At 63.0% G+C, this 22,498-nt stretch carries 21 protein-coding genes, 1 tRNA gene and 1 pseudogene; 11 read left to right on the plus strand and 12 right to left on the minus strand.

Going from position 1 to position 22,498, the window contains the following annotated elements; all coding sequences use genetic code 11:
- Window positions 1-3: 3 nt before the first annotated feature.
- Both O9K64_RS02110 and O9K64_RS02115 read left to right on the plus strand, forming a co-directional pair.
- The gene (locus O9K64_RS02110) at window positions 4-1,191 is read left to right on the plus strand and encodes an SUMF1/EgtB/PvdO family nonheme iron enzyme (RefSeq protein WP_275096420.1); all 1,188 of its coding nucleotides are present in this window, start codon (window positions 4-6) and stop codon (window positions 1,189-1,191) included.
- Between the two features lie 3 nt (window positions 1,192-1,194).
- Window positions 1,195-2,073, plus strand: coding sequence for a radical SAM protein (locus tag O9K64_RS02115; protein ID WP_275096421.1), 879 nt, complete (start codon window positions 1,195-1,197; stop codon window positions 2,071-2,073).
- A gap of 51 nt (window positions 2,074-2,124) precedes the next feature.
- Here the strand turns inward: O9K64_RS02115 and O9K64_RS02120 are convergent, their stop codons facing one another.
- On the minus strand, window positions 2,125-2,847 hold the full coding sequence (locus tag O9K64_RS02120) for an FKBP-type peptidyl-prolyl cis-trans isomerase (protein ID WP_275096422.1): 723 nt from the start codon (window positions 2,845-2,847) through the stop codon (window positions 2,125-2,127).
- Window positions 2,848-3,124: 277 nt separating this feature from the next.
- Here O9K64_RS02120 and O9K64_RS02125 point away from each other — a divergent pair, with 277 nt between their 5' ends.
- The gene (locus O9K64_RS02125) at window positions 3,125-3,364 is read left to right on the plus strand and encodes a hypothetical protein (protein ID WP_275096423.1); all 240 of its coding nucleotides are present in this window, start codon (window positions 3,125-3,127) and stop codon (window positions 3,362-3,364) included.
- 6 nt (window positions 3,365-3,370) lie between these two features.
- Here O9K64_RS02125 and nadC read toward each other — a convergent pair whose 3' ends face one another.
- The 3 genes from nadC to O9K64_RS02140 form a co-directional block, all read right to left on the minus strand.
- On the minus strand, window positions 3,371-4,255 hold the full coding sequence (nadC, locus tag O9K64_RS02130; RefSeq protein WP_275096424.1) for a carboxylating nicotinate-nucleotide diphosphorylase: 885 nt from the start codon (window positions 4,253-4,255) through the stop codon (window positions 3,371-3,373).
- Window positions 4,212-4,556: an FKBP-type peptidyl-prolyl cis-trans isomerase gene (locus O9K64_RS02135; RefSeq protein WP_275096425.1), complete on the minus strand. Its 345-nt coding sequence runs from the start codon at window positions 4,554-4,556 to the stop codon at window positions 4,212-4,214. The genes nadC and O9K64_RS02135 overlap by 44 nt, the downstream gene beginning before the upstream one ends.
- Window positions 4,557-4,696: 140 nt before the next feature.
- Window positions 4,697-6,967 carry a DUF1631 domain-containing protein gene (locus tag O9K64_RS02140; protein ID WP_275096426.1) on the minus strand — a complete coding sequence of 757 codons (2,271 nt, stop codon included), beginning with the start codon at window positions 6,965-6,967 and terminating at the stop codon, window positions 4,697-4,699.
- A 286-nt stretch (window positions 6,968-7,253) separates the two neighbouring features.
- On the opposite strand from O9K64_RS02140, the pseudogene O9K64_RS23745 reads away from it, so the two are divergent.
- The 4 genes and pseudogenes from O9K64_RS23745 to ampD all read left to right on the plus strand — a co-directional run bounded on the left by O9K64_RS23745 (window position 7,254) and on the right by ampD (window position 10,081).
- Window positions 7,254-8,776, plus strand: a pseudogene (locus O9K64_RS23745) (DUF1538 domain-containing protein).
- Between the two features lie 2 nt (window positions 8,777-8,778).
- Window positions 8,779-9,129: a P-II family nitrogen regulator gene (locus tag O9K64_RS02155; RefSeq protein ID WP_275096429.1), complete on the plus strand. Its 351-nt coding sequence runs from the start codon at window positions 8,779-8,781 to the stop codon at window positions 9,127-9,129.
- Window positions 9,126-9,524, plus strand: coding sequence for a CBS domain-containing protein (locus O9K64_RS02160; protein ID WP_275096430.1), 399 nt, complete (start codon window positions 9,126-9,128; stop codon window positions 9,522-9,524). The genes O9K64_RS02155 and O9K64_RS02160 overlap by 4 nt, the downstream gene beginning before the upstream one ends.
- Entirely contained in the window at window positions 9,521-10,081 is a 561-nt protein-coding gene (ampD, locus tag O9K64_RS02165; RefSeq protein WP_275096431.1) for a 1,6-anhydro-N-acetylmuramyl-L-alanine amidase AmpD, read from the plus strand. The genes O9K64_RS02160 and ampD overlap by 4 nt, the downstream gene beginning before the upstream one ends.
- Window positions 10,082-10,349: 268 nt before the next feature.
- Here the strand turns inward: ampD and lspA are convergent, their stop codons facing one another.
- From lspA to murJ, 4 genes are all read right to left on the minus strand, one after another.
- A complete protein-coding gene (gene lspA / locus O9K64_RS02170; RefSeq protein WP_275096432.1) occupies window positions 10,350-10,814 on the minus strand; it encodes a signal peptidase II in 465 nt (154 codons plus the stop codon).
- A gap of 52 nt (window positions 10,815-10,866) precedes the next feature.
- Window positions 10,867-13,695, minus strand: a complete 2,829-nt coding sequence (gene ileS, locus O9K64_RS02175; RefSeq protein ID WP_275096433.1) for an isoleucine--tRNA ligase — start codon at window positions 13,693-13,695, stop codon at window positions 10,867-10,869.
- Window positions 13,696-13,824: 129 nt separating this feature from the next.
- A complete protein-coding gene (ribF, locus tag O9K64_RS02180; protein WP_275096434.1) occupies window positions 13,825-14,760 on the minus strand; it encodes a bifunctional riboflavin kinase/FAD synthetase in 936 nt (311 codons plus the stop codon).
- A gap of 273 nt (window positions 14,761-15,033) precedes the next feature.
- On the minus strand, window positions 15,034-16,563 hold the full coding sequence (gene murJ / locus O9K64_RS02185; RefSeq protein ID WP_275096435.1) for a murein biosynthesis integral membrane protein MurJ: 1,530 nt from the start codon (window positions 16,561-16,563) through the stop codon (window positions 15,034-15,036).
- 99 nt (window positions 16,564-16,662) lie between these two features.
- Between murJ and O9K64_RS02190 the strand changes: the two genes are divergently transcribed.
- On the plus strand, window positions 16,663-16,836 hold the full coding sequence (locus O9K64_RS02190) for a hypothetical protein (protein ID WP_275096436.1): 174 nt from the start codon (window positions 16,663-16,665) through the stop codon (window positions 16,834-16,836).
- 272 nt (window positions 16,837-17,108) lie between these two features.
- Window positions 17,109-17,369: a 30S ribosomal protein S20 gene (gene rpsT / locus O9K64_RS02195; RefSeq protein WP_260293365.1), complete on the plus strand. Its 261-nt coding sequence runs from the start codon at window positions 17,109-17,111 to the stop codon at window positions 17,367-17,369.
- A gap of 463 nt (window positions 17,370-17,832) precedes the next feature.
- On the opposite strand, the gene proB is transcribed toward rpsT, so the two are convergent.
- The 4 genes from proB to rplU all read right to left on the minus strand — a co-directional run bounded on the left by proB (window position 17,833) and on the right by rplU (window position 20,729).
- Window positions 17,833-18,960 carry a glutamate 5-kinase gene (proB, locus tag O9K64_RS02200; RefSeq protein ID WP_335342216.1) on the minus strand — a complete coding sequence of 376 codons (1,128 nt, stop codon included), beginning with the start codon at window positions 18,958-18,960 and terminating at the stop codon, window positions 17,833-17,835.
- A gap of 11 nt (window positions 18,961-18,971) precedes the next feature.
- Complete coding sequence (gene cgtA, locus O9K64_RS02205) at window positions 18,972-20,048, minus strand: Obg family GTPase CgtA (RefSeq protein WP_275096437.1); 1,077 nt, start codon at window positions 20,046-20,048, stop codon at window positions 18,972-18,974.
- A gap of 92 nt (window positions 20,049-20,140) precedes the next feature.
- Complete coding sequence (rpmA, locus tag O9K64_RS02210) at window positions 20,141-20,398, minus strand: 50S ribosomal protein L27 (RefSeq protein WP_275096438.1); 258 nt, start codon at window positions 20,396-20,398, stop codon at window positions 20,141-20,143.
- A 16-nt stretch (window positions 20,399-20,414) separates the two neighbouring features.
- Entirely contained in the window at window positions 20,415-20,729 is a 315-nt protein-coding gene (rplU, locus tag O9K64_RS02215; RefSeq protein ID WP_275096439.1) for a 50S ribosomal protein L21, read from the minus strand.
- A gap of 427 nt (window positions 20,730-21,156) precedes the next feature.
- Between rplU and ispB the strand changes: the two genes are divergently transcribed.
- Window positions 21,157-22,125: an octaprenyl diphosphate synthase gene (ispB, locus tag O9K64_RS02220; RefSeq protein ID WP_275096440.1), complete on the plus strand. Its 969-nt coding sequence runs from the start codon at window positions 21,157-21,159 to the stop codon at window positions 22,123-22,125.
- A gap of 9 nt (window positions 22,126-22,134) precedes the next feature.
- A tRNA-Pro gene (locus tag O9K64_RS02225) sits at window positions 22,135-22,211 on the plus strand.
- Window positions 22,212-22,498: the final 287 nt, after the last annotated feature.

The raw sequence follows: 22,498 nt of genomic DNA on the forward strand, positions 1-22,498 counted from the left end.
CCCATGCAATCCATACCCCCACTCGGTCAGCTCAGCGCCCTGCAACAGATGATGACCCAGCTGATCGAGCCCCTGAGCGACAGCGAATGTCGCCGCTGTTTCCACGACTCGATGCCCCCCCTCGCCTGGCTTTACGGCCGCGCCGTGTTTCTGGAGTGCCGGCTGCTGCGTCAACGGGTCCAGGATGAGCACGACATCACCGACCGGGTGGCCGAGATCTTTACCCCGGGCACCCTGGCGCCGGAGATCCAGTGGCAACGCCTGCCGCCGAAGGACCATCTGCTGAACTGGGCCCTGGAGCTGCAGGACGAGAACCTGATGCGGCTGGCCAACCTGGACCGGCTACCCGACCACCCGCTGCTGGCGGACGGCCGCCTGATCCTGCTGATCAACCAGGCCCGAGCCGGCCTTTACGAACAGATGCTGCAGCTACTGGTGGAACGCCGGCTGCGGCAGTCGGAGGCCTATCGGGTGACCCAACCGCTGCACGCCGCGTTGCCGGTTGCCGATCTGGTGGGCGTCTCCCAGGGACACTACCGGATCGGCGCCAAGGGCGACCCCGCCGCCTGTGATAACGAGCAGCCGGCCCAGGTGGTGAACCTGAGCAACTTCCGCATCGACCGGCAGCCGGTCGGCAACGCCGCCTGGCTCGCCTTCATGGAGGCGGGGGGCTACGCCACCGAGACCTATTGGAGCGGGGACGGCTGGCGCTGGCGCCAGGAGATCGCCGACCACCCCCACCACTGGCGCCGCGACGCCGAGGGTGAGTGGTACGGGGTGAGCCTGAACGGCCCGGCCGATCTGCCGCCAGGCGATCCGGTAATGGGCATCTCCCGGCACGAGGCCGAGGCGTATGCGCGCTGGACCGCCTCCCTGGGCGGCGATCTGAGCGGCGCCGTGCTGCAGCACGAGTACCAGTGGGAGGTGGCCAGGCGCACCCAGGTTTTGACCACGTCTGGCCGGGTCTGGGAGTGGTGCGCCAACCGCTTCGAGCCCTACAGCGAGTTCCGGCCGGACCCCGAGCCGGAGGGGGGCGCACAGCAGTTCAGCGCGGACCACCACGTGCTGCGCGGCGGCTGCCTGCACAGCCAGCCACCACTCCGCCGCATCAGTTTCCGCCACCACGCCGCGGCCGGCGACCGGAACCTGTTCTGCGGCGCCCGGCTGGTGTTCCCACCCCAGGAGCCTTGAGCGATGCTCAGCTACGACATGCCGCTCTACAGGCCCCCCAGCGAGGGCAACAACCTGATCATCCAGGTCACCCTGGGGTGCCACTTCAACCAGTGTTCGTTCTGCTCCATGTACAAGCAGAAGCACTTCAGCGTGCGGCCGCTGGAGGTGGTGTTCCAGGAGATCGAGCAGGCCGCCCGGGCCTGGCCGGAGGCCCAGCGGGTGTTTCTGGCCGACGGCGACGCCCTGACCCTGCCCACGGATCACCTGCTGGCGATCCTGGACCGGCTGGCCGCGGCGTTTCCCCGGCTGAGCCGGGTCTCCTGCTATGCCAACCCGAGCGACATCCTGCGCAAGCAGGAGGACGAACTGGAGCGGTTGCGGGGACGCAAGCTGAATCTGCTCTACGTGGGTATCGAGTCGGGGTCGGGGGTGATCCTGAAAAAGATCACCAAGGGGGCCACTCCGCGCAGTATCCGCACGGCCCTGGAGAAGGCTCATGGCGGCCGGCTCAAGGTCTCGGCCACGGTCATCCTCGGCCTGGGCGGGGAGTCCCGCTCGCCGGAGCACATCCAGGGCACCATCGAACTGCTGAACAGTGCCCCGGTCAGCTACCTGTCGACCCTGCAGCTGTTTCTGGAGACCGGCGCGCGGCAGCGCTTCCTGGAGAAGTTCGGTGAACCCTTTATCCCCCAGGACGATCAAGCCATCCTGCGGGAACAGCGTCGGCTGGTGGCCGGTATCCAACCACCCCAACCACTCATCTTTCGCTCCAACCACGCCTCCAATGCCCTGGCCCTGGCCGGCAACCTGCCCCGCGACCGGGAACCCCTGCTGGCCCGGATCGACCATGCGCTGGCGCATGGCGAACGGCTGCGCCCCCGGCAGCTGCGCGGTCTGTAAAAACCCGCTCCAAACCCGCCCATGCCGGGCGGGTCGGAATGCTCGGTTGCCTTATTCGCCCTTCTTCTCTTCCTGGGACTCAGGCAGGGCGTTGGGTGCCTCGAAGGAGAGCAGTTCCACCTCGAAGATCAGGGTCTCGTTGGGGCCGATGGCGCCGGGCGCACCGGTCTCGCCATAACCCAGGCTGGCGGGGATAACCAGTTTCCACTTGGCGCCCTGGTTCATCTGGCTGATGCCCTCGCGGAAACCGGGGATCACGCCGTTCAGCGAGAAACTGGCGGGCTCGCCACGGGCGTAGGAGCTGTCGAACTCCTCACCGGAAATCAGGGTGCCGCGATAGTGTACCGTGACGGTGGACCCGGCCGCCGGTTTCTCGCCTGTGCCTGCCTGCAGCACCTGGTACTGCAACCCGCTGGGCAGGACCACCACGCCCTCCTGCTTGCTGTTCTCCGCCAGGAACTCTTCACCCGCCTGTTTGGCGGCGATCGATTTCTGCTCCTGGGCCTTGGCCATCGCCTCCTTGGTCTGCTGGAACGCCTCGGACATCTGCTGTGGGGTCAGCTGGGTGGTCTTGCCACCAAGCACATCATCCAGCGCTGCACCAAAGGCAGCCCCCTCGACCTTCACCCCCTGCTGTTGCAGCTGCTGCGCGAACTGGTAACCCAAGGCATAGCTGAACCGTTGTTCCAGGCTGGTCAGCTCGGCGGCCTGAACGGAAAGGGCCGCAGTCGCCAGAACCGCCGCGGTGATAATTGGTTTGATAGACACAGACATTGAATTTCCTTTGTGTGATTAATAGTGGCCCTGTGGGCCTGTAGGGTAAAACCGCAAGTTCTCAGGCGAACTTTCCATAAAACACTTGGGTAACCGCCAAGCGCACAAACCCGGGATCGACCTCCCTGTGCCGCGGTGGGAATAGCCGAAATTAATAATTGGCCGCCTATATTGCGTCAATTAATTGCAAATAGTCACATTATTGACTATTTTATCCTTGGCAGGAATCGATTTGATCCCTATGCTGGGAACAGCTCTCTTTATCCGGATAACCGCCATGGCCATCAGCCCCCTATCGGATACCGCCCTGCAGGGCATCCAGCGCGGCATGCGCCAGTTGCGCCGCAACGCGGCGGATATTGCCAGTGCCAACCAGCCGACCGCCAAGACTCCGACCAAGGATGCGGTCCGCGCCCTGGTGGAACTTCACCAAAGCAGCCTGCAGGCCAGCGCCTCGGGCAAAGCATTCAAGACAGCCGACGCCCTGTTAGGTTCCCTGCTCGACGTGAAGGCCTGAAGTCCGTCAAAGATCGATAAAGCGCATCGAGAGATCGATCGCCCGCACATCCTTGGTCAGGGCGCCGACCGAGATGTCATCCACGCCGGCCTCGGCAATTTCCCGAATCGTCTCCAGGCTGACCCCACCCGATGCCTCGAGACGGGCCTGGCCATCGGCCCGTTTCACCGCCCGTCGCAACAGCTCAGGGGTGAAGTTATCCAGCAGAATCCGCCGCGCACCCGCCGCCAGCGCCTCCTCCAGCTCCGCCAGTGACTCCACTTCCACTTCGATCTCGATATCCGATGCCAGCGCCTGGGCGCGCTTCACCGCCGCGGTCACCGACCCGGCCGCCTTGATATGGTTCTCCTTGATCAGCACGGCATCGAACAGGCCGATCCGGTGATTATGGCAACCGCCACAGGTGACGGCATATTTCTGCTGCAGCCGCAGGCCCGGCACGGTCTTGCGGGTATCCAGGATTCGCACCCCGGTGCCCGCCACCGCGTCCGCATACTGCCTGGCCAGGGTGGCGGTGCCGGAGAGGGTCTGCAGGTAGTTCAGCGCCGTCCGCTCACCGCTCAGCAGCGCCCGGGTATTGCCGTTCAATTCACAGACCAGCCGGTCGGCGTCGATCAGCTCGCCATCCCGGAAAAACCAGTCGATCACGATCCCCGGATCCAGCTGGCGGAACACCTCGGCAAACCAGGCGACCCCACAGACCACCGCCGCTTCCCGGCAGACTACCCTGACCCGGGAGCGGGCATCCGCGGGGATCAGCGCCGCCGTCCGGTCCCCCGTGCCCAGGTCCTCCGCCAGTGCCAGCCTCACCTGGGCCTGGATATCTTGCGGGCTTGGCAGGGACAATTCAGCCGATCTCCAGCAGCTCAACCTCGAACACCAGGGTCGCATTGGGAGGAATCACCCCGCCGGCACCGCGTGCACCATATCCCAATTGGGGCGGTATGGTCAGTTTGCGCTTGCCGCCGATCTTCATCCCCTGCACGCCCTCATCCCACCCACGGATCACCTGCCCGGCGCCCAGGGCGAACGAGAACGGATCGTTGCGGTCAAGACTGGAATCAAACTTGCGGCCGTCCGTAAGCCAGCCGGTGTAGTGCACCACCACCCGCTGCCCCGCCGCGGCGACCGCGCCCTCACCTTCGACCAGGTCATCATATTTGAGGCCGGAGTCGGTCATCTTTTCGGTCATTACAGTGCCCTCTAGTCCAATGAATTTTCCTATTGTATACCGCCCGCGAACTCAACCACCAGCCAGAGCCGGGGCACACAAAAAAGACCCCCGCGGGGCGGGGGCTGTAACGGCACAGTAATCCACTCACGTATTCACTTTCACGGCTCCTTCCCACCACCCGGCTTTTTCGATCCGGGGCTGTTCAGGGTCTCCACCAATGAGTTCAACGCCCGATCCATCAGCGGCACACTGATCTCGGGCAGCAGTACCGCTTTACCACTGCGCAGCCAGGCGCCCAGCCCCTGCCGTGTCACCTCCGCCACCTTCATCCCCCGGCGATTGACGAACAGGCAGCTGCCACTGATGTTGCTGCGCCAGGAGAGTTTGGCGCGGATCACCGCCCCGTCCTCTTCGTTCAGTTCCAGCCAGGTACCCAGCGCCAGCTTCGTGGCCTGGGCATCGAACGCATCGGGCTCGCTCACTATCGGGGCACTATGGGCATCCGCCGATTCCAGCACGATCTCCTCCATGACTTCACCGACCTCATCGATATGTTCCTCTTCGTCCGCCTGCTGGGTAAGGGTTTCATCCAGGGCGCGTCCGCCGCGCAGACAGGCCAGATGACGCGCCTGCAGCCCCTTGAAGGCCCGATTCATCTTGTGTTGGTTGTAGGAGATCCCGGAGAGACCGGCGCGCAAACCCTTGAGCAGTTCCGGAATGGAACGCAACAGCTCCTGACGCTCACTGTGGCTGGGTTTGGGCATCACGCTCCAGACCAGGCGCTCCATCAGGTTCACCGCATCCGACCACTCGTCACTCTCCCGCCCCTTGCGCAGATAGATCAGCAGCAGCACATCATTCCAGCCATCCCGCACCAGGTTCTGCACCACGTCGGGCACGTCGCCGTAATTGGACAGACAGCGGCCGATCTCATCCGCCACATGGCGCTTGGCCTCGACCAGCGCCTCCTTGCCCTGGGTCACCTGAGTGGCCCGCTCCTCGGCCACATGGGCGCCGCGTTGTTCGCGCTCGAGGAAGGCGGCAAACTGCTCATACAGCTCATCGAACAGCGCCAGGTCATCATCGAACTTGGCCAGGATCCGGTTCACCGCCGATTCGATCCGGGCATACAGGCCGTCACCGCTACGTCCGGACTCCTCGGTCCAGCCGATCGCCGCCTGCGCCATGACGTTGAGCAGGCGGCGCGCCGGATGATCCTTGCGGCTGAAAAAGCTCTTGTCCAGGATGGCCACCTTGAGCATCGGGATCTGCAGCCTGGCCAACAGGGCACGCATGGGGTCACTCAGACCGGGATCGTCGAGGATGAACTCGAACAGCATGGAGATGACATCGATGGTGTCTTCATCCACCCGACCAATCGCCATCCTGCCGGACGCCGCCTGGCCGATCTGCGGCATCTTCAGCAGCGCGGCGCGCATGCTCCGGGCATCCATCACCGGCGCGTTGGCCGCTTCCGCGATGTTGCCCTGATGCTGCAGCACCGACAGCGCCGACAGCAGGTTCACCGATTCGACATAATGCACATTCCCGGTGGGCGCCGCGAGGGATTCCGGGCGCCGCTGCAGCAGCAACTGTTGCAGGGTGGCGAACACCTCGGCCTGCATCTCGGGATTCTCTCCCGGCGCATAGGTCGCGCTGTCGGCCGCCGGGCTATACCCCGATGACGCCGTGGACGACGTCTGGTAGGGTGCATTGCGCCGCATGGTCGGCTTGATACCCGGCAGGATTCCCGCCTTGGCCAGGGTGGCATTGGCCTGGTCATAGAACGCACCGAGATGCCCGATCAGCTCTTTTTCAAACTGCTTATAGATCACCAGCTTGACCGCGAGCGTCACCTCCAGGGTGGTGATGGCCTGCTCGAAGGCGCCGCACAAGGCGGCCGGGGCGAGCGGATTGCCCTCCTTGCCCATGGACACCCCATGCAGCAGGTAGCTGAACCGCTCATCCAGCGCATAGAGATCACGGTAGTAGGTGTTGTTGCCCTTGGAGACCATGCCGGTAATGGCCAGCCCCTCTTCCAGTTCATCGCTCTCCACCAGACCCAGCTCATCGCTGTTATAGGAACCCTCCAGCGTATGCCTGGAGACGGCCGCCGGCCCATGGGTCCAGAAGCGATCGAAGCGCCCCAGCACTCCCTTGTTGAAGGTGCTTTGAATCTGCTCGCGTTCGCGCCGCAGGACGCGCATCGATTCAAAATAGGCGGTCTGATTGTGATCGATCCCGGCCTTGTCCGCCTGGGTATAGAGCACATCGTCCAGCCGCTCGAACAGCGCGTCCATCCGCTGCGGCAGGAACTTTACCAGCAACTGCCGGCACGCATTGATGGTGCCATGGTAACCGGGCCTGAGAACGACCCCCTGTTCCCCCGAACGCTTACCTTCAAATGAAATTATCTTCCCGGCATTCATAACTGGATTCCAATCGCTGCGTGTCTCATTCAGAATCGGCGGTACCCGAGCAAGGGTACCTCTACAGCATGGAGTCTGGACCCCGCTTGTTTCAGCTGTCGTGAGAGGCGTCACAAATAGCCAAAAGTCAAATAATTGCCACGCAAAGGCGTGACCTGGGTCCCAGCTAACACGGCAGTCACGCACATTTCAGACACTTCACCGGGTCGATACCGACCGCCCCATCCGTCCGAAACAGAATACACTTCTGGTTAACTTCAAATTGTCCGTCGTGTATTGTTACGGCGTGAACAGGCTCATCCAACACTTCGGCAAGGCGCTGGCGGAAAGCATCCGCGATCTACTACCTATTGTAGTCGTAATTGGCTGCTTCCAACTGCTGGTCTTCCGGCAACCGATCCCCGATCTGGGAAGGCTGCTGCTGGGAACCGTAGAGGTGGTGGTCGGCCTGACGTTGTTTGTGCAGGGACTGAAAATGGGCCTGTTCCCGATCGGCGAATCAATGGCCCATGATTTCGCCTCCAAGGGCAGCATACTCTGGCTCACCCTGTTTGCCTTCGCCCTGGGATTTGGCACCACGGTCGCCGAGCCGGCGCTGATCGCCATCGCGGATGAGGCCGCCCGGGTGGCCGCGATCGGCGGCATGATCAGTGCAGACGAAACGGCGATACGCCACTATGCCAACGGCCTGCGCCTGACCGTGGCCGTATCCGTGGGACTGGCCATCGTGATCGGGGTGATCCGCATCATCAAGGGCTGGCCGATACAGTATCTGATCATGGGCGGCTATGCCGGCGTGGTCATCATGACCGCCTTTGCCCCAGCCGAGATCATCGGCATCGCCTATGATTCCGGCGGGGTCACCACCTCCACCATCACCGTGCCGCTGGTCACCGCGCTGGGGGTCGGCCTGGCCAGCAGTATCCGCGGCCGCAACCCGATGACCGACGGCTTCGGCCTGATCGCCTTCGCCTCACTCACCCCGATGATATTCGTCATGGGCTATGGCATGCTGCTGTAATGAACTGGCTGTCAGATTTCTTCGGCACCCTCACCGCGACCATTACCGATGTGCTGCCGATCGCCGCCATCCTGTTCGGCTTTCAGCTGTTTGTGTTGCGCAAGCAGGTACACCATCTGAAACAGGTCCTGACCGGTTTCCTGCTGGTGCTGCTCGGCCTCGCCCTGTTTCTGCAGGGTCTGGAGGGCGCACTCTTCCCGCTGGGCAAACTGATGGCGGTACAACTCACGGCGCCGGAGTTCCTCGGCATCAGCCAGACCGCGAACGAGCTCGGCAACAATTGGCAGCACTACCTCTGGGTCTACCTGTTCGCCTTCGCCATCGGCCTCACCACCACCATTGCCGAACCCTCGCTGATCGCGGTAGCGATCAAGGCCAACCAGGTCTCCGGCGGCGCGGTCGGCACCTGGGGACTGCGCATCGCCGTGGCCCTGGGCGTGGCGATCGGCATCGCACTGGGCGCCTACCGCATTGTCACCGGCACCCCGCTACACTACTACATCATCACCGGCTACATCGTGGTGCTGATCCAGACCCTGTACTGCCCCAAGGCGATTATCGCCCTGGCCTATGACTCGGGCGGCGTCACCACCTCCACGGTGACCGTGCCGCTGGTGGCGGCGCTGGGACTGGGCCTCTCCAGCACCATCCCCGGGCGCAATCCCATGCTGGACGGATTCGGACTGATCGCCTTTGCCAGCCTTTTCCCCATTATGAGCGTAATGGGCTATGCACAACTCAGTGAATGGCTTGCCCGACGGGCAAGAGAGACCCGAGCGAGGGATTAACTATGCATTTCAAACTGATCATTGCCCTCATTGAGGACAGCAAGACCAATACCGTGGTGGATGCCGCCAGAAATGCCGGCGCCACCGGCTCCACCGTGATCAACCAGGCACGCGGCGAAGGGCTGCAGAAGAGCAAGACCTTCTTCGGCCTGAGCCTCGAGGTGCAGCGTGACATGGTACTGTTCCTGGTGGAAGAGCACCTGAGCCGGTGCATCCTCGAAACCATTGCCGAAGAGGGCGAGTTCGATGCCAAACCCGGCACCGGCATCGCCTTCCAGATCGATGTCGAGGACGCGGTCGGGGTCAGTCACCAGATTCGCCAGCTCACCAGCGTCGTGGAGGACGAGCTGTGACCAAGAAAGAGATCATCCGTGTACGGGATGTGATGAAGCCGCATGTGGACACCGTGGACGGTATGGACACGGTGGAGGCGGCATTGCGCAAGATGGATCATGTCGAGACCAAGGTACTGGTGGTCAACAAGCGGGACGAGAACGACGCCTACGGCATTGTCATGTTCTCGGATATCGCCCGTAAGGTGCTGGCCAAGGATCGTCCCCCCTCCCGGGTCAATATCTATGAGGTGATGACCAAACCGGTGATCTCGGTCGAGCCCGACATGGATATCCGCTACTGCGCCCGACTGTTCGACCGCCTGCACCTGTCGCGCGCCCCGGTGATCAGCCAGGGCGAGGTGCTGGGGGTGGTGAGTTTCTCCGATATGGTGGTGAAGGGTATAAAAAAATGAGCCGGACGGGATGGTCGGGCTGGCTGGACTCGGCGCGCCACTGCCCCTCGCCCAACCAGGACGAGCGCCCGGAATCCTGCGAGGTGGATCTGCTGGTGATCCACAACATCAGCCTGCCGCCCGATGAGTACGGCGGCCCCTGGATCGACCGGCTGTTTCTCAATGACCTGCCGCCGGATGCCCACCCCTACTTTGCCGACATCCATCAGTTGCGGGTCTCTGCCCACCTGCTGATCCGCCGCGACGGCGAACGGGTGCAGTACGTGCCGCTGCAGCGGCGTGCCTGGCACGCCGGCCACTCCTGCCACGCCGGGCGCGAGCGCTGCAACGACTACTCCATCGGCATCGAGCTGGAGGGGAGTGACGATACACCCTATACCGCAGCCCAGTACCGGGTGCTGGCCGAGACGATCCGCGAGATCCAGCGACACTACCCGGCGATCAGCGACCAGCGGATCACCGGCCACGGCGACATTGCCCCGGGGCGCAAGACCGACCCGGGCCCGGCCTTCGACTGGCCGCGGCTGCGGCGGCTGTTGGTAAAGTTTGAAGTTTGAAGTTTTAAGGTAACTACTCACCCGATATATACGTGATTGGCCTGCCTTGCTGGTCGATCTTGATGGCGCCTCGAATCCGGCCCCATTTTCAGATCAAGCCTGCCCTTGTTTGAGCGAAGCGAGTTTGGGCAGGCGCTGAAAAGGGGGCCGGATTCGAGGATACAAGCCATCATGTGAGGCCGGCAAGGCAGGCCAATCACTTCCAGGCCGGGTGAGTAGTTACCCCTGTTGATGGGTTACGTCGTGCCTCCTCCACCCATCCTACTCGCTAGGGGTCGGTCTTGCGCCCGACAAAGGCATCGACAAACATCAGCGCCACCCCCAGGGTGATGGCGATGTCCGCCACGTTGAACGCCGGCCAATGATGGGATTGGTAGAAGAAGTCGAGGAAATCGATGACGTGGCCGAACAGCAGCCGGTCCAGCAGGTTGCCCAGCGCCCCACCGACCACCAGGCTGAGCGAGGCCGCCAGCAACCGCTCGTGCCTCAGCCGCGCCAGCCAGACGGTCAGGATCAGCACTACCACGGCCGCCACCAGGGCGAAGAACCAGCGCTGCCAGCCCCCCTGATCGCTGAGGAAACTGAACGCGGCGCCCTCGTTATAGGCCAGGGTCAGATTGAAAAAGGGCAGGATCGGGATGGTCTCATAGACCAGCAGGCTGGACTCGATCAGCTGCTTGCTGACCTGGTCCAACACCACGACCACTAACGATAACCAGAGCCAACGCTGCATGAGCCGATCCCTATTGTATGCTGTCGGTTGAACGAGACGGGGTCACCACGAGTCAGGCAATCCGCCTGGCCTCGCCCGCGCCGTCCACGTTTTCCACACAGCGCCCGCAGAGGGTCGGATGGGCCGCATGGCTGCCCACATCCTCGCGGTGATGCCAGCAGCGGTCACACTTGCCGTGCGCGGAGGCGCGCGCCAGCATATGGACACCGGGGAGATCGGTCGCCACCGCCTCGGCCGGCTTCTCCTCCAGGCCGTGCACCCGGGCATAGGAGGTGATCAGCACGAAGCGCAGCTCATCCTCCAGCTTGTCCAGATCGGCGCGCGCCTGCGCATCGCAGTAGAGATCCAGCTCGGCGTCCAGGGAGGAACCGATCACCCCGCCGGCGCGCAGCTGCTCCAGCTGTTTGCCGATTGCGGTGCGGATGGCGATCACCCGGCCCCAGAACTCACGGTCGAAGCTGGCGTCCCGGTCCAGCGGGAACAGCCCCGCGTACCAGGTCTCGACAAACACTGTCTCGCTGCGTTCGCCGGGGATGTACTGCCAGATCTCGTCGGCGGTGAAGCTGAGGATCGGCGCCAGCCAGCGCACCATCGCCTCCATCACGTGATAGATGGCGGTCTGGCAGGAGCGGCGGGCGCGGCTGTCAGCCCGGGTGGTGTACTGCCGGTCCTTGATGATATCCAGGTACAACCCACCCATCTCCGGGCCACAGAAGTTGTGGATCTTCTGGATGATCAGATGGAACTGGTAGCCCTTGTAGGCCTCGATGATCTCGGTCTGCAACTGCAGTGCGCGATCCACCACCCAGCGGTCCAGCTCCACCATCTCGTCCGGCGCCACCCGGTCCCGGACCGGATCGAAGCCGCTCAGGTTGGCCAACAGGAAGCGCGAGGTGTTGCGGATGCGCCGATAGGCGTCGGCGGTCCGCTTCAGGATCTCGTCGGACACCGTCATCTCGCCGCGGTAATCGGTCGCCGCCACCCAGAGGCGGATGACATCGGCCCCCAGCTGTTTCATCACCTCCTGGGGACTCACGGTATTGCCCAGGGACTTGGACATCTTGTGCCCCTTGGCATCCACGGTGAAGCCGTGGGTCAGCACCCCGGCATAGGGCGCCCGGTTGTGGATCGCCACCGAGGTGAGCAGCGAGGACTGGAACCAGCCGCGGTGCTGATCGGAGCCCTCCAGATAGAGGTCCGCCGGATAATGCAGCTCCTCGCGCCGCTCCAGCACGGCAAAGTGGGTGACCCCGGAGTCGAACCAGACATCCAGGGTATCCTGGACCTTGTCGTAATCCTGCGCCTGCTCACCCAGCAGCTCGTGCGGATCCAGGGCAAACCAGGCCTCGATGCCCTGGACCTCGATCCGTTGCGCCACCGCCTCGATCAGCTCCGCGGTATCCGGGTGCAACTCACCGCTGGCCTTGTGCACGAACAGGGCGATCGGCACGCCCCAGGTGCGTTGCCGCGAGATGCACCAGTCGGGCCGGCCCGCCACCATGCCCTCGATACGGGCACGCCCCCAGTCCGGGGTGAAGGTCACCTTGTCGATCTCCGCCAGCGCGGTCTTGCGCAACCCCTGCTGTTCCATGCTGATGAACCACTGGGGGGTGGCACGGAAGATGATGGGGGTCTTGTGGCGCCAGCAGTGGGGATAGCTGTGGACCAGCCGCTCCTCGTGCACCAGGGCGCCGCGCGCCTTCAGCACCTCGATCACCTTTTCATTGGCGGTGAAGACGTGCTCACCGGCAAACAGCGGGGTCCCCTCGACAAAGCGGCCGTCGCCGCCCACCGGATTGTCCACCTCGAGGCCATAGCGGCGGCCGACGATAAAGTCGTCCAGACCGTGCCCGGGCGCGGTGTGCACCGCGCCGGTACCGGCATCCAGGGTGACGTGTTCGCCGAGAATCACCGGCACCACCCGATCGTAGAAACAGTGCTTCAGCTTCAATCCTTCAAAGGCCTCGCCGCGGCCGTAGGCGATCACCTTGTAATCCTCGATACCCCAGCGCAGCATGCTGTCCTTGAGCATCCCCTCGGCCACCACCAGGCGCTCGCGGCCATGCGGGCCGTTCGCCTGCACCACGGCGTAATCGAGCGACGGATTCAGCGCCACCGCCTGGTTGGCCGGCAGGGTCCAGGGGGTGGTGGTCCAGATCACCAGCGAGAGCGGGCCGTCGCCATGGCCGCCGGGCACCGACTGGCAGCCGGCCATCAGGGTCTCGGGATCGAGCACCTGGAAGCGTACATCAATGGCGAACGACTCCTTGTCCTTGTACTCCACTTCGGCCTCGGCCAGCGCCGAGCGGCAGTCGGTGCACCAGTGCACCGGCTTGGAGCCCTTGTGCACATGACCGTTTTCGACAATGCGCCCGAGCGCCCGCACGATATCCGCCTCGGTGCGGAAGGCCATGGTCAGATAGGGATTCTCCCAGTCGCCCACCACGCCCAGGCGTTTGAAATCGGTGCGTTGCCGGTCCACCTGCTTGCCGGCGTACTCGCGGCAGGCGACGCGGAACTGGGCCGCCGTCACCTTGCCCCCCGGCTTGCCGACCTTCTTCTCCACCTGCAGCTCGATCGGCAGGCCGTGGCAATCCCAGCCCGGTACATAGGGGGAATCGAGGCCATCCAGGCTATGGCTCTTGACAATGATGTCCTTCAGCACCTTGTTGACAGCATGCCCGATATGGATCTCACCGTTGGCGTAGGGCGGACCGTCATGCAGGATGAACTTGGGCCGGCCGGCGAAGACCTCGCGGATCTTGTGATACAGACCCATCGACTCCCAGCGCTTGAGCATCTCGGGCTCGCGATTGGCCAGGTTGGCCTTCATGGGAAATCCGGTCTTGGGGAGGTTCAGGGTACTTTTATAGTCAGTCACGCTCTATTGCCTTGTCGCCGCTGAATCCAGCCGTGCGATCTGTCTGGTCAAATTTCCGGTGGTCGCCGCCGCATCGCTCCGGGGCGGGGATGCTGCGGCAATTACACCACTGATTCAAATCCGATTCACTTATTTATCGATCCCGAAAAAGGACCGCGCCTGCGCGGCATCCAGCATGATCTGCCGGCGCAGCGCCTCGAACGACTCGAAACGCCGCTCATCCCGCAGCCGCTTGCGAAACTCCACCTGCACATGCTCGCCATAGATGGTGCGCGCAAAATCAAACAGGTGCACCTCCAGCAGGTAGCGGGAGTCCCCCGTCACCGTCGGCCGATTGCCGATATTGGCCACCCCGGGCAGCGGGGCCTCGGCCAGTCCGTACACCATCACCGCGAACACCCCATGGACCGGGCTCACCTTGCGGTGCAGGTCGATATTGGCGGTGGGAAAACCGATGGTCCGACCGCGGGCATCGCCATGGGCGACCCGGCCGCAGATCCTATAGGGGCGCCCCAGGTTGCGCTCGGCCAGCGCCAGATCGCCCTGGGCCAGGGCCTCGCGAATGCGGGTACTGCTGACCCGGGCCTCGCCGTCCATGAAGGTATTCATGTTGGCCACTTCAAAGCCGTGAGCCGCGCCCGTTTGGCGCAGCAACTCGATGTCGCCCACCCGGCCGCGGCCGAAGCGGAAATCGTCTCCGACATAGAGAAACCGCACATCCAGTCCATCGACCAGCAGCTCCTGGACAAACTGCCGGGCCGACATGGCGGCGAGCTTCCGGCCGAATTCCAGCAACACCACCCGGTCGATTCCGGCATCCTTCAGGGCCTGCAGCTTTTCCCGCACCCGGGTCAGACGCGCCGGCGCAGTATCCGGGGCGAAGTACTCCATCGGCTGCGGCTCAAAGGTGACCACCGTGGTCGGCAGTCCGAACGCCGCCGCCCGCTCACGCAGATGGCGGAACACCGCCTGATGACCGAGATGCACACCATCGAAATTACCAATGGTGGCCACACAGCCCCGGTGTTCAGCACGCAGATTGTGGAGACCGCGGATAACCTGCATCTTAGCCCGTTCAATAGAATCCAAAGCGCTGCATTATAGGCAAAGTTTTATCACAAGTCCCCGTTTCCGCAGTGCCCCCCCCTGGACGACGTCATCTAACTTCGGACGGGGCGAGGATCTGCCTGCTTGCTTGCCGGGACGCCATAAACCCATCCCTGGGGGCTTGCCGCGGCCATCCATGGCCGCGGACACCCGTCAAGCAAGCAGGCAGATCCTCTCATTCAAACATTTGCGCGTTTAGATGACGTGGTCCTGCGGCGCCCCCTGGCCCGCTCAGGAGCGATGGGCACGGAAATGCCGCGGCCCGATGCCCTGCAGGGCCAACGCAGCGAAGTAACTGCCTACCCCCGCCAGGCCCCAGAGCGACAGGCGCCACACCTTGTCCGCGGTGGTCATCCCCAACCAGGAGGCGAGATCACCCACCCCCCAGTAGAGCAATGCGCCCATGACGGTGGAGGCCAGGACAGCCCGCAGAATCAGCAGCGGCCAGCCAGCCTCCGGACGATAGACACCGGCCTGGCGCAATCCCCGCAACAACAGAAACGCGTTGAGCGTGGCGGAGAGCGAAGTGGCAAGCGCCAGACCGGCATGGGCCAGGGGGAATACCAGCAGAATATTCAGCACCATATTGGTGAACATGGCGATCACCGCGATGCGCACCGGGGTCCGGGTATCCTGCCGGGAGTAATAGCCGGGGGCCAGCACCTTGATCAGGATGAAGGACAACAGGCCCAAGGAATAGGCCATCAGGCTCTGCCGCGACATGGCCACGTCGGTCACATCAAACTGCGCCGACTGGAACAGGGTGGCGATCATCGGGCCGGCCAGCACAAACAGTCCGACCGCCGCCGGCAGTCCCAGCAGCAGGCCCCAGCGCAACGCCCAGTCGATCACCTGGGAGAAGCCCTCGGGTGACTCGGTGGCATGTTTTTTCGACAGATTGGGCAGGATCACCGTGGCCAGCCCCACCCCCAGTATGCCCAGGGGAAACTCCATCAGCCGGTCGGAGTAATAGAGCCAGGAGATACTGCCGGAGACCAGAAACGAGGCAATCAGGGTATCCAGCAGCAGATTCAGCTGGGTCACCGATACCCCGAACAGCGCCGGCAGCATCAGCCGGCCGATGCGCCGCACCCCCTCATCCTGCGGGGCAAAGACAAACCGCGGCAGCAACCGGATCTGACGCAGAAACGGGTACTGGAACAGCAACTGCAGGATGCCGGCCAGCAACACCCCCCAGGCCAGCGCCATGATCGGCCGCTCCATCCGCGGCGCCAGCCAGATGGCACAGGAGATGAGCGAGATATTCAACAGCACCGGGGTGAAGGCGGGAATGCCGAAGCGGCCGTGGGCATTGAGGATACCCCCGGCAAAGGCGGTCAGCGAGATGAACAGCAGATAGGGGAAGGTGAGCCGCAACATGTCCACGGCCAGATCCAGCTTGCCCTCCGAGCCGATAAAACCGGGCGCAAAGAGCATCGCCAGTACCGGCGCCCCCAGCACACCCGCCAGGGTGACCGCCAGCAGCACCGCCCCCAGGGTGCCGGCCACATGGTCTACAAAGCGCTGCAGCTCGGCAAAACTGCGCCGCTCCTTATATTCGGTGAGTACCGGGACAAAGGCCACGGCGAAGGCGCCCTCGGCAAACAGGCGGCGCAGAAAATTGGGTATCTTGAAGGCGACAAAAAATGCGTCGGTTCCGGCATTCGCGCCAAAGGTATGCGCCACCACCAAATCCCGCACAAAACCGAGAATCCGCGACAGCAGGGTATTGGAGCCCACCTTGGCCAGTGATCTGAACATACCTCTATGTGCTACCTGAAATGGGGGCCGCCGACGGCCGAAGGGCGGATTATAGGCTTTTTATACCCTTTTTTCAGAGGTATCGGGTAGAATCCGGCAATGCTGAATGCAAGTAATTACTCACGGGGTGATTGGCCTGCCTTGTTGGCCGATCTTGATGGCGCCTCGAATCCGGCCTCTTTTTCAGGTTCAAGCCTGCCCTTGTTTGAGCGAAGCGAGTTTGGGCAGGCGCTGAAAAAGGGGCCGGATTCGAGGAAACAAGCCATCATGTGAGGCCGGCAAGGCAGGCCAATCACTTACAGACCAGGTGAGTAGTTACGAATGCAATAAGAACCGCTATTAAATAGCCCCTTTCGCGGCGGAACCAGCTCCCACGAGACTCAGCGTCATCCTGCGCCGGTGATGTTCGAGAACCATAGGGCGGGCCGCGCCCGCCGACGGCGCCCGCGGAGTGAGAATTGGCTGTTGACAAACCGCAGTCCAGCCTCCAGAATACCGCGCTCTTTAGCGAGATACTCAATTTACTGAATTTTTGGAGACAGACCTTGGCCAACTCACCACAAGCCCGCAAACGTGCGCGTCAGGCCGAACAGCATCGCCAGAACAATGCGTCGCGGCGCAGCAACATGCGCACCTACCTGAAAAACGTAGTGAAGGCGTTGGCGACTGGCGATAAGGAAAAGGCTACCGAAGCTTACAAACAGGCGGTACCGGTGATCGACCGTGCGGCAAACACCGGCCTTATCCACAAGAACAAGGCTGCCCGTCATAAAAGCCGCCTGAATGCACAGATCAAATCGCTGTAAACAGTAGCGCCTGTGCATCACGAAAAACCGGCCAAAAGCCGGTTTTTTTTCGCCCGCCAGATACTTGCCCCCCCTGCCTGCACCATGGAGACACAGAGAGCACAGAGGAGTCGTAAAATTCCTCTACTGATGTGGCTACTTCTACTTTGTCAGATTCACGCCTGCCCTTGTTTGAGCGAAGCGAGTTTGGGCAGGCGCTGAAAAAGGGGCCGGATTCGAGGAGACAAGCCATCACGTGAGGCCGGCAAGGCAGGTCAATCACTCCGTAGGTAGTTACCTACTGAATTCATCCTCAGGTCCGTAAACGGTGCCTCCCTGCACCATTTCTCAGGATTACACCGGGCCGGAGTCAAGCCGCGCATGTCCGGGGGATCGGTTGATCGATTCCGACCGGTCGACTTCGGTCCCGGAATGAACCGTCCCGTCCCGTCCTGACCCCGTACCGACCACCGGACTGGGGCAATCAGACCAGCACCAGGTTATCGCGGTGGATCAGCTCCTCCTCATCCACGTAACCCAGGATCTCCTGGATACGGCCGGAGGAGAACCCCTTGATGCGCGCGCTCTCCGCCGAATTGTAGTTGACCAGGCCGCGGGCAATCTCCCGTCCCTGCTCATCGACACAGACCACCATCTCGCCGCGGGAAAACTCCCCGATCACCTGCTTCACGCCCACCGCCAGCAGACTGCGTCCGGATTCACGGAGCACCCGCACCGCACCCTCGTCCACCACCAGGCGGCCACGCACCTGCAGGTGTCCGGCCAGCCAGCGCTTGCGCGCCGCCTCGGCCTCCTGCACAGGCAACAGCAGGGTGCCGACCGGCTCCCCGGCGGCGATCCGGGTCAGCACATCCTCGCCTCCCCCCGGGGCAATAATGGTGGCGGTACCGGAGCGTGCGGCCAGCCGGGCGGCGCGCACCTTGGTCACCATCCCGCCCTGTCCGAGCAGGCTGGAACTGCCACCGGCCACCTGATCCAGCATCGGATCGTCGACCCGGCTCTCATTGATCAGCCGCGCATCGGGATTGGTGCGCGGGTCACAGTCATAGAGCCCCTGCTGATCGGTCAGCAGCACCAGCAGATCCGCCTCCACCAGATTGGCCACCAGTGCCGCCAGGGTATCGTTGTCGCCGAAGCGCAGCTCCTGATTGGCCACCGTGTCGTTTTCATTCACCACCGGCACCACACCAAGCGAAAGCAGGGTGCGCAGGGTGCTGCGGGCATTCAGGTAGCGGCGCCGATTGGTCAGGTCGTCATGGGTCAGCAGCACCTGGGCGGTGTGCAGGTCGTGCTTCTGGAAACAGGTTTCATAGGCGCGCACCAGCCCCATCTGGCCGATGGCGGCGGCGGCCTGCAGCTCGTGCAGGGTGGTCGGGCGGGTGGTCCAGCCCATGCGGCTCATGCCTTCGGCCACGGCCCCCGACGAGACCAGGATCAACTCATTGCCTGCCAGCACCCAGCTGGCCATCTGCTCCACCCAGCCTGAGAGCGCCTCCCGCGCCAGGCCCTTGCCGTCGGCCGTCAACAGGGCACTGCCGATCTTGACCACCCAGCGATGGGCCGAGGTAAACTTTTCCCGGGACATCTTCATACGGCCGCCCACTACTCCTGCAGGGGATCCCAGCCCCCTGGTTCCTTGCTGACATCCGCCTCCGGCGCCTCCAGATCGCGCAACGCCTTCAGGCGCATCATCAGTGCCTGCATCAGTTCGCGGGTGCCCTCGCCGCTCAGCGCCGAGATCGAGTAGACCGGTCCCTGCCACTCCAGCTCGGCCAGCACCGCCGCACGCTTTGCCGCGAACTCTTCGGCGGGCATCAGGTCCAGCTTGTTCAGCACCAGCCAGCGCTCCCGCTCGTACAGGTCATCGCTGTACTTCTCCAGCTCGGCGGCGATCAGCCGCACCTCTTCCGCCGGCGAGACCGCTTCATCCATCGGCGCCATGTCCACCAGGTGCAGCAGCAGGCGGGTACGGTTCAGGTGCTTGAGAAACTGCAGCCCCAGACCCGCCCCCTCGGCCGCCCCCTCGATTACCCCGGGGATGTCGGCAATCACGAAACTGTTGCCGGTACCCAGGCTGACCACCCCGAGATTGGGGTGCAGGGTGGTGAAGGGGTAGTCCGCCACTTTCGGGGTGGCGCTTGACACCTTGCTGATCAGACTCGACTTGCCGGCGTTGGGCATGCCCAGCAGGCCGACATCCGCCAGCAGGATCAGTTCCAGCAGGACATCCCGCTCCTCACCCATGGAGCCGGGGGTGAACTGGCGTGGCGAGCGGTTGGTGCTGCTCTTGAAGCGGGCATTGCCGATGCCGTGAAAACCGCCCTTGGCGACCAGCAGCTGCTGGCCATTGGTCAACAGCTCGCCGATCAGCTCCTCGGTCTCCAGGTCGGTCACCCGGGTCCCTACCGGTACCTTGATATAGAGGTCCTCGGCGCTGCGCCCGGTACAGTTCCGCCCCATCCCCTGCTGACCGCTCTGCGCGCGATGCCGCCGCTGGTGCCGGAAATCCACCAGGGTATTCAATCCGGAGTCGGCCACCAGATAGACACTGCCACCGTCACCGCCGTCACCGCCGTCCGGACCACCCCGGGGGATGTATTTCTCGCGCCGGAAACTGACGGCACCGTTGCCCCCCTTACCGGCTTCTACGCGAATTGTCGCTTCATCAACAAATTTCATGGGCGTGCCCGTGACTGTTAAAATCGATCGTCATAACGTAAAAAGCCCCGTCATAAGACGAGGCCTTTTGTTGTTGTAAAGCGGTGGCGCGATCAGGCCGGAATCACGCTGACATAGCGACGATTTTTCGGGCCCTTGATCTCAAACTTCACCACGCCGTCAACCTTGGCGAACAGCGTATGGTCCCGGCCGCAACCGACATTCACGCCGTTATGTACCGCCGTACCACGCTGGCGGATGATGATGCCGCCGGCGTTGACGGCCTGACCGCCGAAGACCTTCACGCCCAGACGTTTTGACTCAGAATCGCGGCCGTTACGTGTACTACCGCCTGCTTTTTTATGTGCCATTGCCTAACCCTGCCCCTCAGCCAGCGCTGATTCCGGTAATCTCGAGTTCTGTGTACCACTGACGATGTCCCTGGCGCTTCAGGTGATGCTTGCGCCGCTTGAACTTCAGGATCGTCACTTTCTTGGCCCGCCCATGGGATTTGACCGTAGCGGTGACCTTGCCACCGTCCACATAGGGTGTTCCAATCTTAATATCTTCGCCGTTGGCGACCATCAGGACCTTATCAAGGTCGAGCGAAGCGCCTTCTTCAGCGCCCAGCTTTTCGACTCTTACGGTATCGCCCTCGGAAACCCGGTACTGCTTACCCCCGGTCTGAATTACGGCATACATACCAAATCTCCGCAAAAAATCTGCTAATTCGGCGCGCAGACATGCAACGCGCCAACGAAAGAGGCGGAATTCTACCCGTGGCGGCGCCGCAGGTCAATCACCGCGCACAAAAAACCGGAAATCACCTGCGTGCGCCACCATCGGTTCCGCTCCAGCGGCAGGCCCACGTCATCTAAACGCGCAAATGCTTGAAAGAGAGGATCTGACTGCTTGCTTGACGGGTGTCCGCGGCCATGGATGGCCGTGGCAAGCCCCCAGGGATGGGTTTATGGCGTCCCGGCAAGCAAGCAGGCAGGTCCTCGCCCCGCCCTAAGTTGGCTGACGTCATCCTGGCTCCGGCGGGTCCCACGCTTGACAGTATCCGGGCAGGCTCCTAGCATGCTTCACTCCCAAATCCCTGAAACCAACGCAGTTAAGAACATACCCCATGGAAATGAGCACGATCCGCGAGCTGGTTGCGGAAGACATGAAGGCGGTAGACGCCCTGATCCTGCAACGGCTGCAGTCCGATGTGGTACTGATCAACCAGGTGGGACACTACATCGTCAACAGCGGCGGCAAACGGCTGCGGCCGATGATCGTGCTGCTGGCGGCTCGCGCGCTCGACTACGCGGGCGACCGGCACGTGGACCTGGCGGCGGTGATCGAGTTCATCCATACCGCCACCCTGTTGCACGACGATGTGGTGGACGAATCGGACATGCGGCGCAACCGGGATACCGCCAACGCGGTCTGGGGTAACGCCGCCAGCGTCCTGGTGGGCGACTTCCTCTACTCCCGCTCGTTCGAGATGATGGTGGAGATGGACACGATGCGGGTGATGGAGGTGCTCTCCCACGCCACCAACCGCATTGCCGAAGGGGAGGTCCTGCAGCTGCTCAATTGCAACGACCCCGACACCACCGAAGAGAAGTACCGCGAGGTGATTCTGCGCAAAACCGCCACCCTGTTCGAGGCCGGCGCCCGCCTCGGTGCGGTACTGGGCAACGCCACGCCGGCGCAGGAGCAGGCGATGGCCGCTTACGGCCTGCACCTGGGCATCGCCTTCCAGATAATCGACGATGCCCTCGACTACAGCACCTCCAGCGAAGAGATCGGCAAGAACATCGGCGATGACCTGGAGGAGGGCAAGCCGACCCTGCCGATCCTGCGGGCGATGCAGGTGGGCACCCCCGAGCAGCGGGCCGCCCTGCGGCAGATCATAGAAAAAGGTGGCCGGGAACATATCGAAACCGTCATGGCGGCCATTGAATCCACCGATGCGATCGAGTACACTGCGCGCCTTGCCGCGGAGGAAGCCGACAAGGCCAAGCAGGCGCTGGACGCCGTACCCGAGTCCCCCTTCCGCGACGCCCTCTCCGCGCTGGCCGATTTTTCCGTCAGGCGCAGGAGTTGAAACAGCATTCGGGGTGTAGCTCAGCCTGGTAGAGCACTGCCTTCGGGAGGCAGGGGCCGGAGGTTCGAATCCTCTCACCCCGACCAGACACATCAAGGCCCGCATTTGCGGGCCTTTTTGTTGGGCGCGTCCCTGCGCCTCACCCCTTCGGGCTTAGGCAAAAAGCCTCTCCTGGCGGATTATTGTTTGCCCGAAATTCCGCTGGCGACGCCGGTTCACGGAACCGGACCTGGCCGCATCCCGCCGCACCAGCAAATCACCCTCAAGCAGGTTCAAGCTTTTCCCCGAAGTGACGCTATACCCGATGCACCATCCGTTTTCAGGCCGCCCCGCAGGGGCGTGCTGACGAGGAACGGCCCACGGCCGAAATGCG

This window comes from Sedimenticola hydrogenitrophicus (genome assembly GCF_029017505.1).
In the GTDB taxonomy this organism is placed as follows: domain Bacteria; phylum Pseudomonadota; class Gammaproteobacteria; order Chromatiales; family Chromatiaceae; genus Sedimenticola; species Sedimenticola hydrogenitrophicus_A.